Origin of the sequence: Kineococcus rhizosphaerae (assembly GCF_003002055.1) — a bacterium.
Taxonomy (GTDB): domain Bacteria; phylum Actinomycetota; class Actinomycetes; order Actinomycetales; family Kineococcaceae; genus Kineococcus; species Kineococcus rhizosphaerae.
On the sequence record NZ_PVZF01000008.1, the window covers coordinates 123590 to 137834 of the forward strand.

Annotated in this window: 13 protein-coding genes; 8 read left to right on the forward strand and 5 right to left on the reverse strand. The window is 72.5% G+C overall.

Annotation, left to right across the window (positions count from 1 at the left end; genetic code table 11):
* Positions 1–26: 26 nt before the first annotated feature.
* The 5 genes from CLV37_RS16220 to sdhC form a co-directional block, all read right to left on the reverse strand.
* A complete protein-coding gene (locus CLV37_RS16220; protein WP_106212259.1) occupies positions 27–635 on the reverse strand; it encodes a class I SAM-dependent methyltransferase in 609 nt (202 codons plus the stop codon).
* 151 nt (positions 636–786) lie between these two features.
* A complete protein-coding gene (locus tag CLV37_RS16225; RefSeq protein ID WP_106212261.1) occupies positions 787–1626 on the reverse strand; it encodes a succinate dehydrogenase iron-sulfur subunit in 840 nt (279 codons plus the stop codon).
* Positions 1626–3458 carry an FAD-binding protein gene (locus tag CLV37_RS16230; RefSeq protein WP_106212263.1) on the reverse strand — a complete coding sequence of 611 codons (1833 nt, stop codon included), beginning with the start codon at positions 3456–3458 and terminating at the stop codon, positions 1626–1628. Before CLV37_RS16230 ends, CLV37_RS16225 begins: the two co-directional genes overlap by 1 nt.
* A gap of 22 nt (positions 3459–3480) precedes the next feature.
* Entirely contained in the window at positions 3481–3975 is a 495-nt protein-coding gene (locus CLV37_RS16235; protein WP_211298711.1) for a succinate dehydrogenase hydrophobic membrane anchor subunit, read from the reverse strand.
* Between the two features lie 11 nt (positions 3976–3986).
* Positions 3987–4409: a succinate dehydrogenase, cytochrome b556 subunit gene (gene sdhC, locus CLV37_RS16240; RefSeq protein WP_106212265.1), complete on the reverse strand. Its 423-nt coding sequence runs from the start codon at positions 4407–4409 to the stop codon at positions 3987–3989.
* Positions 4410–4717: 308 nt separating this feature from the next.
* On the opposite strand from sdhC, the gene CLV37_RS16245 reads away from it, so the two are divergent.
* The 8 genes from CLV37_RS16245 (at position 4718) to CLV37_RS16280 (ending at position 14215) form a co-directional block, all read left to right on the forward strand.
* Positions 4718–5896, forward strand: coding sequence for a mannose-1-phosphate guanylyltransferase (locus CLV37_RS16245; protein ID WP_106212267.1), 1179 nt, complete (start codon positions 4718–4720; stop codon positions 5894–5896).
* 91 nt (positions 5897–5987) lie between these two features.
* The gene (locus tag CLV37_RS16250) at positions 5988–7226 is read left to right on the forward strand and encodes an amidohydrolase (protein WP_106212270.1); all 1239 of its coding nucleotides are present in this window, start codon (positions 5988–5990) and stop codon (positions 7224–7226) included.
* 133 nt (positions 7227–7359) lie between these two features.
* Positions 7360–8466 (forward strand): BMP family lipoprotein, encoded by a 1107-nt coding sequence (locus tag CLV37_RS16255; protein ID WP_106212271.1) that lies wholly within the window; start codon positions 7360–7362, stop codon positions 8464–8466.
* 32 nt (positions 8467–8498) lie between these two features.
* A complete protein-coding gene (locus CLV37_RS16260) occupies positions 8499–10013 on the forward strand; it encodes an ABC transporter ATP-binding protein (protein WP_106212273.1) in 1515 nt (504 codons plus the stop codon).
* On the forward strand, positions 10010–11227 hold the full coding sequence (locus tag CLV37_RS16265; protein ID WP_106212275.1) for an ABC transporter permease: 1218 nt from the start codon (positions 10010–10012) through the stop codon (positions 11225–11227). Before CLV37_RS16260 ends, CLV37_RS16265 begins: the two co-directional genes overlap by 4 nt.
* On the forward strand, positions 11224–12528 hold the full coding sequence (locus CLV37_RS16270) for an ABC transporter permease (RefSeq protein WP_106212277.1): 1305 nt from the start codon (positions 11224–11226) through the stop codon (positions 12526–12528). Before CLV37_RS16265 ends, CLV37_RS16270 begins: the two co-directional genes overlap by 4 nt.
* On the forward strand, positions 12525–12938 hold the full coding sequence (locus CLV37_RS16275; protein WP_106212280.1) for a cytidine deaminase: 414 nt from the start codon (positions 12525–12527) through the stop codon (positions 12936–12938). Before CLV37_RS16270 ends, CLV37_RS16275 begins: the two co-directional genes overlap by 4 nt.
* On the forward strand, positions 12935–14215 hold the full coding sequence (locus CLV37_RS16280; RefSeq protein ID WP_106212281.1) for a thymidine phosphorylase: 1281 nt from the start codon (positions 12935–12937) through the stop codon (positions 14213–14215). The genes CLV37_RS16275 and CLV37_RS16280 overlap by 4 nt, the downstream gene beginning before the upstream one ends.
* Positions 14216–14245 lie beyond the last annotated feature (30 nt).

A 14245-nucleotide genomic window follows, 5' to 3' on the forward strand; every position in this document is an offset into this window, starting at 1 on the left:
CTCCCCGAGGTGGCCCTGCCCGCACTCTACGCAGCGGCGCGCAGCCGGTGGATCGTCACCTCGGAGGGGCCGGTGTGCGCGAGGCGGTCCACCGACCAGTCCGCGCGGGCCCGCGCGACGAACTCGTCCGCGGCCGGCCGGCCCGGGTCGGCGACCCAGACCTGCCCGCCCGGCGCGACGAGCGCGGGCAGCGCCGCCAGCACCGTGTCGACCTGCCGCCGTTCGTAGAGCACGTCGGCGGCCACCACGAGGTCGAAGGGCGGCCGCAGCGGCGCCGGATCGGTCGTCCAGTCCCAGGGCAGGGCGGTGAGCGCGACCGCGTTGCGGGCGGCGTTGCGGGTCAGCAGGTCGATCGCGGTCGGGGTCCAGTCGGTCGCGGTGACGGCGTGACCGGCCCGCGCCGCCCGGATGGACGGCACGCCCAGCCCGCACCCGAACTCCAGCAGCCGGGCCGGCGCGGCGCCGGCCACCGCGTCGGCCAGGGCCAGCGCGCTAGGCCACAGCTCGGCCCAGTAGGGCGCGAACCGCTCGTCGGCGTACGCCTCCTCGGTGAACAGTTCCTCCAGGTCGCCCGGGAGCAGCAGGTCCAGGTGCGCACCGGCCACGAGCAACGAACGTTCGACGAGCTCCGGCACGCGGGGAGCTTACGGCTGACGGAATCGGCATGTTGACTCCCCGGTCCCGTTCAACGGGACCGGGGAGTCAACGTGCCGATTCCGCACGAGCCCACCCGCAACGGCGAAGGGCCCGCCCGGACGATCCGGACGGGCCCTCGTGCGCTGGGACTCAGAGCTTGCGGGAGATCAGCGCCTGCTTGACCTCGGCGATGGCCTTCGTCACCTGGATCCCGCGCGGGCAGGCCTCCGAGCAGTTGAAGGTCGTGCGGCAGCGCCACACCCCTTCCTTGTCGTTGAGGATCTCCAGGCGCAGGTCCGACCCCTGGTCGCGGGTGTCGAAGATGAACCGGTGCGCGTTGACGATCGCGGCCGGCCCGAAGTACTGGCCGTCGTTCCAGAACACCGGGCAGCTCGACGTGCACGCGGCGCACAGGATGCACTTGGTGGTGTCGTCGAAGCGTTCACGGTCGGCCTGGGACTGGATGCGCTCGCGCGTCGGCTCGGCGCCCTTGGTGATGAGGAACGGCATGACCTCGCGGTAGGCCGCGAAGAACGGCTCCATGTCGACGATCAGGTCCTTCTCGATCGGCAGGCCCTTGATGGGCTCGACGACGATGGGCTTCTTGATGTCGAGGTCCTTCAGGAGCGTCTTGCAGGCCAGCCGGTTGCGGCCGTTGATGCGCATGGCGTCCGAACCGCACACGCCGTGCGCGCAGGACCGGCGGAACGTGAGGGTCCCGTCCTGCTCCCACTTCACCTTGTGCAGGGCGTCGAGCACGCGGTCGGTGCCGTGCATCGTCAGCTGGTAGTCCTCCCAGTGCGGCTCGGAGTCCTTCTCCGGGTCGTACCGGCGCAGCTTCAGCGTGATCGTGAACGAGGGGACCTCACCGGCGCCGCCCTGACCCTCGACGGGGCCCTTGCGGCCGGGGAGGCCGCTGGCGGTCTCGGCGGACTTGGCCGAGGCCGCCTCGCCGTTCGTCTCGCGGGGGCTCGTCTCGAACGTCGACATCAGTACTTGCGCTCCATCGGCTGGTAGCGGGTCTGGACGACGGGCTTGAAGTCCAGGCGCGTCGAGTAGGACCCGTCGGCGGCGTACTCGCGGTAGACCATGGTGTGCCGCATGTAGTTCACGTCGTCGCGGTTGGGGTAGTCCTCGCGGAAGTGCCCGCCGCGGGACTCCTTGCGCTCCAGCGCCCCCAGGCACATGGCCTCGGCGAGGTCGAGCAGGAACCCGAGCTCGAGGCCCTCGAGCAGGTCGAGGTTGAACCGCTTGCCCTTGTCCTGGACCGAGGCGCGCGCGTAGCGCTCCTTCAGGCGGTCGATGTCGGTCAGGGCCTGCTTGAGCGTCGCCTCGGTGCGGAAGACCTGGGCGTTGGCGTCCATGGTCTCCTGCAGCTCGCGGCGGATGTCGGAGATGCGCTCGCCCTGCGGGCGGTCGCGCAGCTCGGCCATCCAGTTGATCACCGGCAGCTCCGACCCTTCGGGGACGGCGATCCACTCGGCCTTCGTGGCGTACTCCGCGGCGGCGATGCCGGCGCGGCGGCCGAAGACGTTGATGTCGAGCAGGGAGTTCGTGCCCAGGCGGTTGGACCCGTGCACGGAGACGCAGGCGACCTCGCCGGCCGCGTACAGGCCCGGCACGACGCGCGTGTTGTCCTGCAGCACCTCGGCGTCGATGTTGGTCGGCACCCCGCCCATGGCGTAGTGGGCCGTCGGGTACACCGGGACGGGCTCGGTGTACGGCTCGACGCCCAGGTAGGTGCGGGCGAACTCGGTGATGTCCGGGAGCTTGGCGTCGATGTGCGCGGGTTCGAGGTGGGTCAGGTCGAGCAGGACGTAGTCCTTGTTCGGCCCGGCGCCGCGGCCCTCGCGCACCTCGTTGGCCATCGAGCGGGCGACGATGTCGCGCGGCGCGAGGTCCTTGATCGTGGGGGCGTAGCGCTCCATGAAGCGCTCGCCGTCGGCGTTGCGCAGGATCCCGCCCTCGCCGCGCGCGGCCTCGGACAGCAGGATCCCCAGGCCGGCCAGGCCCGTCGGGTGGAACTGGTAGAACTCCATGTCCTCCAGCGGCAGGCCGCGGCGGTACGCGATGCTCATGCCGTCACCGGTGAGGGTGTGCGCGTTGGAGGTGGTCTTGAAGACCTTCCCGGCGCCGCCGGTCGCCAGGACGACCGACTTGGCCTGGAACACGTGGATCTCGCCGGTGGCGAGCTCGTACGCCACGACGCCCGCGATGCGCTTGTCGCCGGGGACGCCGATGGTCGGCGGGGTCTTCAGCTCCGGCTGGTCGGCGGCGCCCTCGATCTCGGTCCCCGTCTTCGCCTCGGCGGCGTCCACGAGCAGCAGGTCGAGCACGTAGAACTCGTTGAAGAACTCCACCTCGTGCTTCACGCACTGCTGGTAGAGGGTCTGCAGGATCATGTGACCGGTGCGGTCGGCGGCGAAGCAGCTGCGGCGCACGGGGGACTTGCCGTGGTCGCGGGTGTGCCCGCCGAAGCGGCGCTGGTCGATCTTGCCCTCGGGCGTGCGGTTGAACGGCAGGCCCATCTTCTCGAGGTCGAGGACCGCGTCGATGGCCTCCTTGCACATCACCTCGGCGGCGTCCTGGTCGACGAGGTAGTCACCGCCCTTGACGGTGTCGAAGGTGTGCCACTCCCAGTTGTCCTCCTCGACGTTGGCCAGCGCGGCGCACATGCCGCCCTGGGCCGCGCCGGTGTGCGACCGGGTCGGGTAGAGCTTGGTGAGCACGGCCGTGCGGGCGCGCTGGCCGGACTCGAGGGCCGCGCGCATCCCGGCGCCGCCGGCACCGACGATGACGACGTCGAACTGGTGCGTCTGCATGGGTTTCTCCTCCGTCGTCTCGTCAGTTCGTGATGCTGGGGACGTTCGCGCTGCCGGCCCGGCAGATCTCGAGCGTCGAGTTCGGGTCGGCGCACGGGTCGAAGGTGAAGATGACCAGCGTGCCGACGACGATGACGACGACGGTCGCGAGGTAGAGCGCCATCTTCAGCCAGAAGCGCGTGCGGTCGCGCTCGGCGTAGTCGTTGATGATGGTGCGGACGCCGTTGGTGCCGTGCAGCTGCGCCAGCCACAGCATCAGCAGGTCCCAGACCTGCCAGAACGGGCTGGCCCACTTGCCGGCGACGAAACCCCAGTCGATCTGGTGGATGCCGTTGCCCGTCATGAGGTTGACGAACAGGTGCCCGAAGATCAAGACGATGAGGACGACGCCCGACATGCGCATGAACAACCAGCCGTACAGCTCCCAGTTGGTCCGGGTCGGCTTGTTGCGCTTGTACGGCGAGCGCGGGGTTTCGAGGGCGGGCGCGAGGCCCGCGGGAGTCTGCTCGGTGCTCACGGCGCGATCCCTCAGTGCGAGAAGACGTTGATGAGGTGGCGGGGCAGGAACCCGGCCATCAGGAGGACCCAGACCACGACGACGCCCCAGAACAGCTTGCGCTGGTGCTTGGTGCCGCCGGACCAGAAGTCGACCAGGATGATGCGGATCCCGTTGAGCGCGTGGAAGACCACGGCGCCGACGAGGCCGGCTTCACCCAGGCCCATCACGGGGTTCTTGTACTGCCCGATGACCCCGTTGTAGACCTCCGGGGAGACCCGCACCGTGGCGGTGTCGAGCACGTGCACGAAGAGGAAGAAGAAGATCAGCACACCGGAGATGCGGTGCATGACCCAGGACCACATGCCCTCACGGCCGCGGTAGAGGGTCCCTGCGGGCTTCCTGCTCCCGGTGGGCGTCGTCCCCTGTCCGGGTGGGGTCAGGCTCGTGGCCACCAGCGTCCTCCTCGAGTGCTCCTCGACGCCGGGTCCACCGGAGCTACGGCGCGCAGGCGGCGGCGTCAGCGTCCACTGTAGGCGCGCGGGCACGCCGGAGCCGCCCCGCGGGAGGGCTGTAGAGCTTTTGTGATGAAGGACTCACGGCGTCGTGAGTCCTGGGTCACGCAGGCCAGCCTCACCTACCGTGGACCACCGGCGCGCCGGACGCAACCTCCTACGGCGTGTCGGAGGAGGTTCACCCGTGTGACCCAGCGCACTCCCGGCGGCTCCCGGCGCGGTGGTGCCGCCCCGGTAGGTTCCCGCCCATGACTGAGGCAGGACAGCAGAGCGGACCCGGCTCGTGGGCGTGGTCGGACGACGACCTCGAGGACGCCCAGATCGACCTGTCCGACTTCCACGCCGTCGTCCCCGCCGGCGGGGCCGGGACGCGGCTCTGGCCGCTGTCGCGCAGCGACCGGCCCAAGTTCCTGCTCGACCTCACCGGCCGCGGGCGCACCCTGCTGCAGCAGACGTGGGACCGCCTGCTGCCCCTGGCCGACGCCGACCGGCTGCTCGTCGTGACCGGCCGCTCCCACGCCGACGCCGTCGCCGCGCAGCTGCCCGACCTGCCGGCCGCCAACGTCCTGCGCGAACCCGCCCGCCGCGACTCCGCCGCCGCCATCGGGCTGGCCGCCGCCGTGCTCGTGCGCCGCAACCCCGACGCCGTCCTCGGGTCCTTCGCCGCCGACCACAACATCTCCGGGCGCGACGACTTCGAGAGCGCCGTCGAGGAGGCCGTCGTCACGGCCCGCCGCGGGTTCGTCGTCACCATCGGCATCGCGCCCTCGCACCCGGCCACCGGCTTCGGGTACATCCGCCTGGGCAAGCGGCTGCGCCTGCAGGGCGCGCCCAACGCCCGCCGCGTCGTGCAGTTCAAGGAGAAGCCCGACGCGCGCACCGCCGCGGCGTACCTGTCCACCGGCGACTACCGCTGGAACGGCGGCATGTTCGTCACCCGCGCCGACGTCCTCCTCGAGCTGCTCGCCCGCCACGCCCCCGCCCTGCACGCGGGGCTGCAGCGCATCGCCGACGCCTGGGACACCCCGCAGCGCGACGCCGTCCTGGAGGAGCAGTGGGCGGCGCTGCCGGCCATCGCGATCGACAACGCCGTGGCCGAGCCGGCCGCCGAGGAGGGGCGCGTCGCCGTCGTGCCGGCGACCTTCGGGTGGGACGACGTCGGCGACTTCTCCTCCCTGGGCGACCTGCTGCCCGCCGACGAGGAGCGCCCCAAGGTCCTGGGCGACGCCGACCTGGTCATCACCGAGTCCGTCGCCGGGGGTCTGGTGGTGCCCGCCAACGGCCGCGTCGTCGCCCTGCTCGGGGTCGACGACCTCGTCGTCGTCGACACCCCCGACGCGCTGATGGTGACGACGCGCGCGCGTGCCCAGGAGGTCAAGAAGCTCGTCGAGCGGGCGCAGGAGGCCGGGCACGAGAAGGTCGTCTGAGCCGGCGCCGGCCGGACCGTCGACGCTCCGGCGCGGGTGGGGGCCGGGTGAGGTCGGCGCGGTCGGGGCGGCACGAGTAGCGTCGGGTGCCGTGACCAGCGACACGAGCACCCCGCGCACCTCGACGGGCCCGGGGGATCTCGCGGAACGGGTCGCCGACCTGGTCGTCACCCACGAGCCCACCGCCCGCGCGCTGCGCCGCGAGCTGCACGCCCACCCCGAGCTGGCCCGCACCGAGCACCGCGCGACGGCCCGGGTGGCCGCGGTGCTCACCGACGCCGGCGCGCACGTCAAGCTGCTGCCCGGCACCGGCCTCATCGCCGACCTCGGCCCCGCCGGCCCCCGGGTGGCCGTGCGCGCCGACCTCGACGCCCTGCGCACCCCGGAGTCCACCGGACTGCCCTACGCCTCCTCCGTCCCCGGCGTCGCCCACGCCTGCGGCCACGACGTGCACACCGCCTCCGTCCTGGGCGCGGGGCTGGTGCTGGCCGACCTCGCCCGGACGGGTGATCTGCCGCACGGCGTCCGGCTGGTCTTCCAGCCCGCCGAGGAGGTCATGCCCGGCGGGGCGATCGACGTCGTGGGGGCCGGGGCCCTGGAGGACGTCGCCGCCATCTACGGCCTGCACTGCGACCCCACCCTGGACGTCGGGACCGTGGGCCTGAAGGCCGGGCCCATCACCTCGGCCTCCGACCACGTCACCGTCCGCCTGCACGGCACCGGCGGGCACACCTCGCGCCCGCACCTGGCGGGCGACCTGGTCTTCGCCCTCGGGCAGGTCGTGACCCAGCTGCCCGCGGTCCTGGCCCGCCGCGTCGATCCGCGCGCGGGGGTGAACCTCACGTGGGGCGCCGTCCACGCCGGCGACGCCCCCAACGCCGTCCCCGCCGAGGGGTACGCGTCGGGGACGTTGCGCTGCATGGAGACCGAGGCGTGGCACCACGCCGGCGAGCTCGTCGAGGACGTCGTGGCCGACCTCGTGCGGCCCTACGCGGTGCGCGCCGAGGTCGACCTCGTGCGCGGGGTGCCGCCGGTCGACAACGAGGTCCACTCCACGGCCGCCCTCGACGCCGCGGCCCGGACGCTGCTCGGCGACGACGGCGTCCTGCCCACCCGGCAGTCGCTGGGCGGGGAGGACTTCGCCTGGTACCTGCACCACGTCCCCGGCGCGATGGTGCGCCTGGGCACGCGCACCCCCGGCGGGCCGACGTACGACCTGCACCGCGGGGACTTCGCCCCCGACGAGGCGGCGCTGGCCGTGGGGATGGGCGTGCTGGCCCTGACGGCCCTCTCGCCCCGGGCCCTGCCCGCGCACGTGTCCAGCTCGTAGGTCTCGATCTGGACAACCTGCACGCCGGGACGTCCGGGGGAGGCGATTCCGCCCATTACGATGACGGCGCGTTCGCACCAGCTCGCGCCCGCGAAGCGTTGACGCGATCCACTCGACCTGGAGGACTCCCCGCATGAAGACGATCCACCGCTTCGCTCCGGTGGCCGCCGTGGGCGCTGCCGCCCTGCTGCTGGCCTCCTGCGGCAGCCGGCCCACCGACACCGCCGGGTCGGGCGACGCGAGCGCCAGCTCCGGCTCGGGGTCGGGCAAGAGCTTCTCCGCGTGCATGGTCCTGGACACCGGCGGCGTCGACGACCGCTCGTTCAACCAGAGCTCCTACGCCGGGTTCACCGCGGCGCAGAAGGAGAACGCCGACATCAAGATCTCCTACGTCGCCTCCAACAGCGACGCCGACTACGTGCCGAACCTCACCGCCGAGGTGGGCAAGGGCTGCGGCACCATCGTGGCCGTCGGCGGTCTGATGTCGGACGCCGTCAAGGAGGTCGCCGGCCAGAACCCCGACCAGAAGTTCGCCGAGATCGACTCCGCGCCCGTCGCCGACAACGTCTACGGGTTCGAGTACAACACCGTCGAGGGCGGTTTCCTCGGCGGGTACCTCGCCGCGGGCATGACCAAGACGGGCACCGTCGGCACCTGGGGCGGCTTGAACATCCCGCCGGTCACCATCTACATGGACGGCTTCTGGGAAGGCGTGCAGTACTACAACCAGCAGAAGGGCAAGAGCGTCAAGGTCCTCGGCTGGGACGAGAACAACCCCAGCGGCGGCACCTTCTCGAACTCCTTCACCGACCAGGCCGCTGGCCGGTCCATCACCGAGACCCTCGCCTCCCAGGGCGCGGACATCGTCATGCCGGTCGCGGGCCAGTCCGGCCTCGGCGCGGGCGCGTCGGCCGAGGCCGCCGGCGGCAAGCTGAACCTCATCTGGGTCGACACCGACGGCTGCGTCAGCGCCGAGCAGTACTGCAAGTACTTCATCTCCTCGGTGACCAAGAACCTCACCGACGCCGTGAAGGACTACACGCTCAAGGCCGCCCAGGGCCAGGCCCCGACCGGCGCCTACGTCGGCACCCTGGAGAACGACGGCACCGGCCTCGCGCCGTTCAACCAGTGGGACGCGCAGGTCCCGGCCGAGCTGAAGACCGAGCTGGACACGGTCAAGAAGGGCATCATCGACGGCAGCATCGAGATCACGTCGAAGAGCGCCGTCAAGGCCGGCTGAGTCGACGGGCGACGAGGGGAGACGCAGCGCACGTGCAACTCGAACTCAAGGGCATCACGAAGCGCTTCGGGCCCCTCGTCGCCAACGACTCGATCGACCTCGTCGTCCGCGAGGGCGAGATCCACGCCCTCCTCGGCGAGAACGGGGCCGGCAAGAGCACGTTGATGAACGTGCTCTACGGCCTGTACACCCCCGACGCCGGGCAGATCCTCGTCGACGGCGAACCCGTGGAGTTCTCCTCCCCGGGCGACGCCATGGCCGCCGGGATCGGCATGGTGCACCAGCACTTCATGCTCGTCCCGACCTTCACCGCCACCGAGAACATCGTCCTGGGGGCCGAGCTCACCAGCGGCGGCGGCTTCCTCGACCGGCGCCGGGCGCGCCGGCGCGTGGAGGAGACCTCCCGCCGCTTCGGGCTCGCGATCCCCGCCGACACCCTCGTCGCCGACCTCGCCGTGGGCGTGCAGCAGCGCGTCGAGATCGTCAAGGCGCTGCTGCGCGACGCGAAGGTCCTCGTCCTCGACGAACCCACGGCCGTCCTCACCCCGGCCGAGACCGACGACCTCATGCGCGTCATGCGCGAACTCGCCGACGCCGGGACGTCCATCGTCTTCATCACCCACAAGCTGCGCGAGGTCAAGGCCGTCGCCGACCGCATCACCGTCATCCGCCGCGGCAAGGTCGTGGGGGAGGCGTCGCCGCAGGACTCCCCGGAGGAGCTCGCCGCCCTCATGGTCGGCCGTGACGTCCGGTTGCGCGTCGAGAAGGCCGTCGCCGACCCCGGCGAGAGCGTCCTGCAGATGGCCGGGGTCCGCGTCGTCGACCCCGCCGGCACGGTGCTGCTCGACGGGATCGACCTCGACGTGCGGGCCGGGGAAGTGCTCGCGGTCGCCGGCGTCGACGGCAACGGGCAGACCGAGCTGACCCGCAGCATCGTCGGCCTGCAGCCCGTGGAGTCCGGGACCGTCCGGATCGCCGGCACCGACGTCACCGGCCGCGACATCGCCGGCGTGCTCGGGCTCGGCGTCGGGTACGTCCCCGAGGACCGCCTGCACGACGGTCTCGTCGGGTCGTTCAGCATCGCCGAGAACCTCGTCCTCGACCTCGTCGACTCACCCGCCTTCGCCTCCGGGCTCGCGGTGGACCGGGACGCGGTGGGCCGCAACGCCGCCGAGCGCATCGCCGAGTTCGACATCCGCACCCCCTCGGCGCAGGCCGCGGCCACCACCCTGTCGGGCGGCAACCAGCAGAAGGTGGTGCTGGCCCGGGAGATGTCCCGGCCGCTGAAGCTCCTCGTCGTCGCCCAGCCGACCCGCGGCGTCGACGTGGGCAGCCAGGAGTTCGTGCACCAGCGGATCGTCGCCGAGCGCGACCGCGGCGCGGCCGTGCTGCTGGTCTCCACCGAGCTCGACGAGGTGCGCGCCCTCGCGGACCGGATCGTCGTCATGTACCGGGGGAAGGTCGCCGGCGAGGTCGGGCCGGACGCGACGCAGGAGGAACTGGGGCTGCTCATGGCGGGCGCCACGACCGGGAAGGACCACGCGTGAGCGTCGAGCAGACCGTCGAGCAGGAGGCGCCGCCGGCCCGGCGGCGCCGGTTCCACTGGGGCGGCAGCTGGCTCGTCACCGTCTTCGCCGTCGTCGGCGCGTTCGTCGTCGGCGGGGTGCTCATCGTCATCGGCGACAAACCCTCGCGCGACAGCGCCGGGTACTTCTTCACCTACCCGTGGGACTTCTTCGCCAACGTCTGGTACTCCGTCCGCGACGCCTACGTCGCGCTGCTGCAGGGCGCGGTCTACAACCCGAACTTCACCGGGATCACGGCCCTGCGGCCGATCTCCGAGACCCTCGTCAACGCCACCCCGCTGATCCTCGCCGGGCTCGCGGTCGCCCTCGCCTTCCGCGTCGGGCTGTTCAACATCGGCGCGCAGGGGCAGATCATCGTCGGCGCCGTCGCCGCGGCCTGGGTGGGTTTCGCCCTCGACCTGCCCGTCGTGCTGCACCTCGTCGTCGCGCTGGTGGCCGGCGTCGCCGGCGGGCTCGTCTGGGGCGGGGTCGTCGGGCTGCTCAAGGCCCGCACCGGCGCCCACGAGGTCATCACGACGATCATGCTGAACTACGTCGCCGTCAACCTGCTGACGTACCTGCTGAGCGTCCACGGGTTCCAGCGGGCCCCCTACACGCAGGCCATCTCCGAGCAGGTCGCGAGCACCGCCGTGCTGCCCAAGCTCCTGGGGTCCTCGCTGCGCGTCAACCTCGGGCTGCTGCTCGCCGTCCTGGCCGCCGTGTTCGTCTGGTGGTTGTTCGACCGGTCCCGGCTCGGGTTCCGGTTGCGGGCCGTCGGGGCGAACCCGAACGCCGCGCGCACCGCCGGGATGAACGTCGGCCGGCTGCAGGTCGTCTCCATGGCGCTCGCCGGCGGCCTCGCCGGGCTGGCCGGGGCGACGCAGGTCCTCGGCGTCACCGGCAGCGTCACCGGGTCCGTCGCGGGCAACATCGGGTTCGACGCCATCACCGTCGCGCTGCTGGGCCGCAACAACCCCTACGGGATCATCGCGGCCGGGCTGCTGTTCGGCGGGATGCGCGCGGGCGCGGTCCAGATGCAGTCCGTGACGGGTGTCCCCGTCGACCTCGTCGGGGTGCTGCAGGCCCTCGTCGTCCTGTTCATCGCCGCCCCGGCCCTCGTCCGGGCGGTGTTCCGGCTCCGCTCCGGCGGCGGCGCCGGCGTCGGTTCCGAACTCGCCGGAGGGTGGACCCGATGAGCGCCCCCGTCAGTCCCGAGACCCCCGCCGCGGTCGTCGAGCTCGCCCGCGTCGAGCCGCCCGTCAGCCTGCGCAAGCGGATCGTCACCGGCGTCCTGCTCGTCGTCGTCGGCCTCGTCACCGTGCTCGGCTGGGGCCTGGGCTCCGGCTCGGCGGACGCCACGTTCCGCTTCGGCGGCGGCTCGTCCGTCACGCTGCCGGACCTGACCGTCCCCGGCACCGTCACCCCCGTCGTCCTCGGCGCGCTCGTCGTGGCCCTCGGCCTGTTCCAGCTCGCGAAGGGCTTCCGCGCCCGGCGCAGCCCCGTCGTCGTCGCCGTGACGCTGCTCTGCTTCGTCGTCGCGTTCCTGTGCTGGGTCATGTCCGGGCAGGACGCCCAGTCGATGGACCTCGTCAAGCTCCTGCAGCAGACGGTCTTCCTGGCCACCCCGCTCATCCTCGGTGCGCTCGCCGGGGTGCTGGGGGAGCGCTCGGGCGTCGTCAACGTCGCCATCGAGGGGCAGATGCTCACCGGCGCGTTCGCGGGGGCGCTCGTCGGCTCGATGGCCGGCAACCTCGGCGCGGGCGTCGTCGGCGCGGTCGTCGCGGGCGCGGTCGTCGGCTGGCTGCTGGCGGTGTTCGCGATCCGCTACCGCGTGAACCAGGTCATCCTCGGGGTCGTCCTCAACGCGGCCGCGCTGGGGTTCACCGGCTGGGCCTACAAGGCGCTCATGCAGACCGACACCCAGCGGTTCAACTCACCCGGGGTCCTGAACCCGGTCCGCATCCCGGTCCTGGCCGACATCCCGGTCGTCGGTCCGCTGCTGTTCCAGGCGAACGTCCTCGTGTACGCCATGTACGTCGTCATCGTCGCGCTGCAGGTCGTGCTGTTCCGCACCCGCTGGGGCCTGCGGACGCGCGCCGTCGGGGAGCACCCGAAGGCCGCCGCGACCGTCGGGATCCCCGTGCTGCGCGTCCGGTACGTCAACGTCGTCGTCGCCGGCGGCATCGCCGGGCTCGCGGGGGCGTACCTGTCCATCGGGACGATCGGGCCGTTCACCGAGAACATGTCGGCCGGCAAGGGGTTCATCGCGCTCGCCGCCGTGATCTTCGGTCGGTGGAGCCCGCGCGGGGCCGTCGGCGCCTCCCTGCTGTTCGGGTTCTTCGCCGCGCTGCAGACCCTCGTCGGGATCCTGCAGGGCCCGGCGGCGGTGCCCTCCAGCTTCCTGTCGATGCTGCCGTACCTCGCGACGATCCTGGCCGTTGCCGGGTTCGTCGGGCGGGTCCGGCCGCCCGCGGCCTCCGGGGAGGTGTACCCGTGACCGAGGTCGACTGGGACGGGCTGCGCGCCGCGGCCCGCGACGCCCTGCAGCACTCCTACTCGCCGTACTCGAACTTCGCCGTGGGGGCGGCCGCGCTCGTCGAGGACGGGCGCGTCGTGTCCGGCGCGAACGTCGAGAACGCCTCCTACGGCGTGACGCTGTGCGCCGAGTGCACCCTCGTCGGGCAGTTGCAGATGACCGGCGGCGGCAGGCTCGTCGCGTTCGCGTGCGTCGACGCCGTCGGGAACGTGCTCATGCCGTGCGGCCGCTGCCGCCAGCTGCTCTACGAGTTCGGCGGCCCGGACCTGCTCGTGGACTCCCCGTCGGGGATCGTCCCCATGACGCAGGTGCTGCCCGACGCCTTCGGGCCGCACGACCTCACCGACCCCGCCCGGAAGGCCGCCCCGTGAGCCAGCAGTTCGCCGCCGTCGACGTCATCCGCACCAAGCGCGACCGGGGTGAGCTGTCCGACGCGCAGATCGACTGGGTGATCGACGCCTACACGCGCGGCGAGGTCGCCGAGGAGCAGATGTCCTCGCTGGCGATGGCCGTCCTGCTCAACGGCATGACGCGGCGCGAGGTGTCGCGCTGGACGGGCGCGATGATCGCCTCGGGCGCGCGGCTGGACTTCACGGACCTGCCGCGGCCCAGCGTCGACAAGCACTCCACCGGTGGTGTCGGGGACAAGGTCACCCTGCCGCTGGCCCCGCTCGTCGCGGCCTGCGGCGCCGCGGTCCCGCAGCTGTCCGGGCGCGGCCTGGGCCACACCGGCGGGACCCTCGACAAGCTCGAGGCCATCCCCGGTTGGCGCGCGTCCCTGACGCTGCCGGAGATCCGCGCCCAGCTCACCGACCTCGGCGCCGTCATCTGCGCCGCCACCGGCGACCTCGCCCCGGCCGACAAGAAGCTGTACGCGCTGCGCGACGTCACGGGCACGGTCGAGGCGATCCCGCTCATCGCCAGCTCCATCATGAGCAAGAAGATCGCCGAGGGGACCAGCGCGCTCGTCCTCGACGTCAAGACCGGCTCCGGCGCCTTCATGAAGTCCCTGGAGGACTCCCTGGAGCTCGCCCGGACCATGGTCGACCTCGGGACCGACGCCGGGGTCCGCACGGTCGCCGTCGTCACCGACATGTCGACCCCGCTGGGCCGGACCGCGGGCAACGCCCTCGAAGTGCGCGAGTCCGTCGAGGTGCTCGCCGGCGGCGGCCCCGCCGACCTCGTCGAGATCACCCTCGTCCTGGCCCGGGAGATGCTCACGGCCGTCGGGATCGACGTCGACCCGGCGGACGCCCTGAAGGACGGCCGCGCGATGGACGCCTGGCGGCGGATGATCTCCGCCCAGGGCGGCGACCCCGACGCCCCGCTGCCCGTCGCCCGGCACACCCAGGAGGTGCTGGCGCCCGCCGACGGTTTCCTCGACGTCGACGCGATGGCCGTGGGGGTCGCCGCGTGGCGGCTCGGGGCCGGCCGCTCGCGGCGCGAGGAGGCCGTGCAGGCCGGTGCGGGCGTCGAGCTGCACGCCGTGCGCGGCGACGCCGTGCGGCAGGGGCAGCGCCTCATGACGCTGCACACCGACACCCCCGAGCGGTTCGAGTGGGCCGCGCAGGCGCTGGACGGCGGGTTCACGGTGAGCCCCACCGCCCCCGCGCAGGTGCCGCTCGTGCACCAGCGCGTCACCGCCTGACGCGCCCGACCCCCGGCCCCGCGCAGCAGG

Excerpts from the sequence above, each read along its gene's own strand:
- CLV37_RS16270 (WP_106212277.1), top strand. The coding sequence starts at position 11,224 with ATGAGCGCCCCCGTCAGTCCCGAGACCCCCGCCGCGGTCGTCGAGCTC.
- CLV37_RS16230 (WP_106212263.1), bottom strand. The coding sequence starts at position 3,458 with ATGCAGACGCACCAGTTCGACGTCGTCATCGTCGGTGCCGGCGGCGCC.
- CLV37_RS16245 (WP_106212267.1), top strand. The coding sequence starts at position 4,718 with ATGACTGAGGCAGGACAGCAGAGCGGACCCGGCTCGTGGGCGTGGTCG.
- CLV37_RS16255 (WP_106212271.1), top strand. The coding sequence starts at position 7,360 with ATGAAGACGATCCACCGCTTCGCTCCGGTGGCCGCCGTGGGCGCTGCC.
- CLV37_RS16225 (WP_106212261.1), bottom strand. The coding sequence starts at position 1,626 with ATGTCGACGTTCGAGACGAGCCCCCGCGAGACGAACGGCGAGGCGGCC.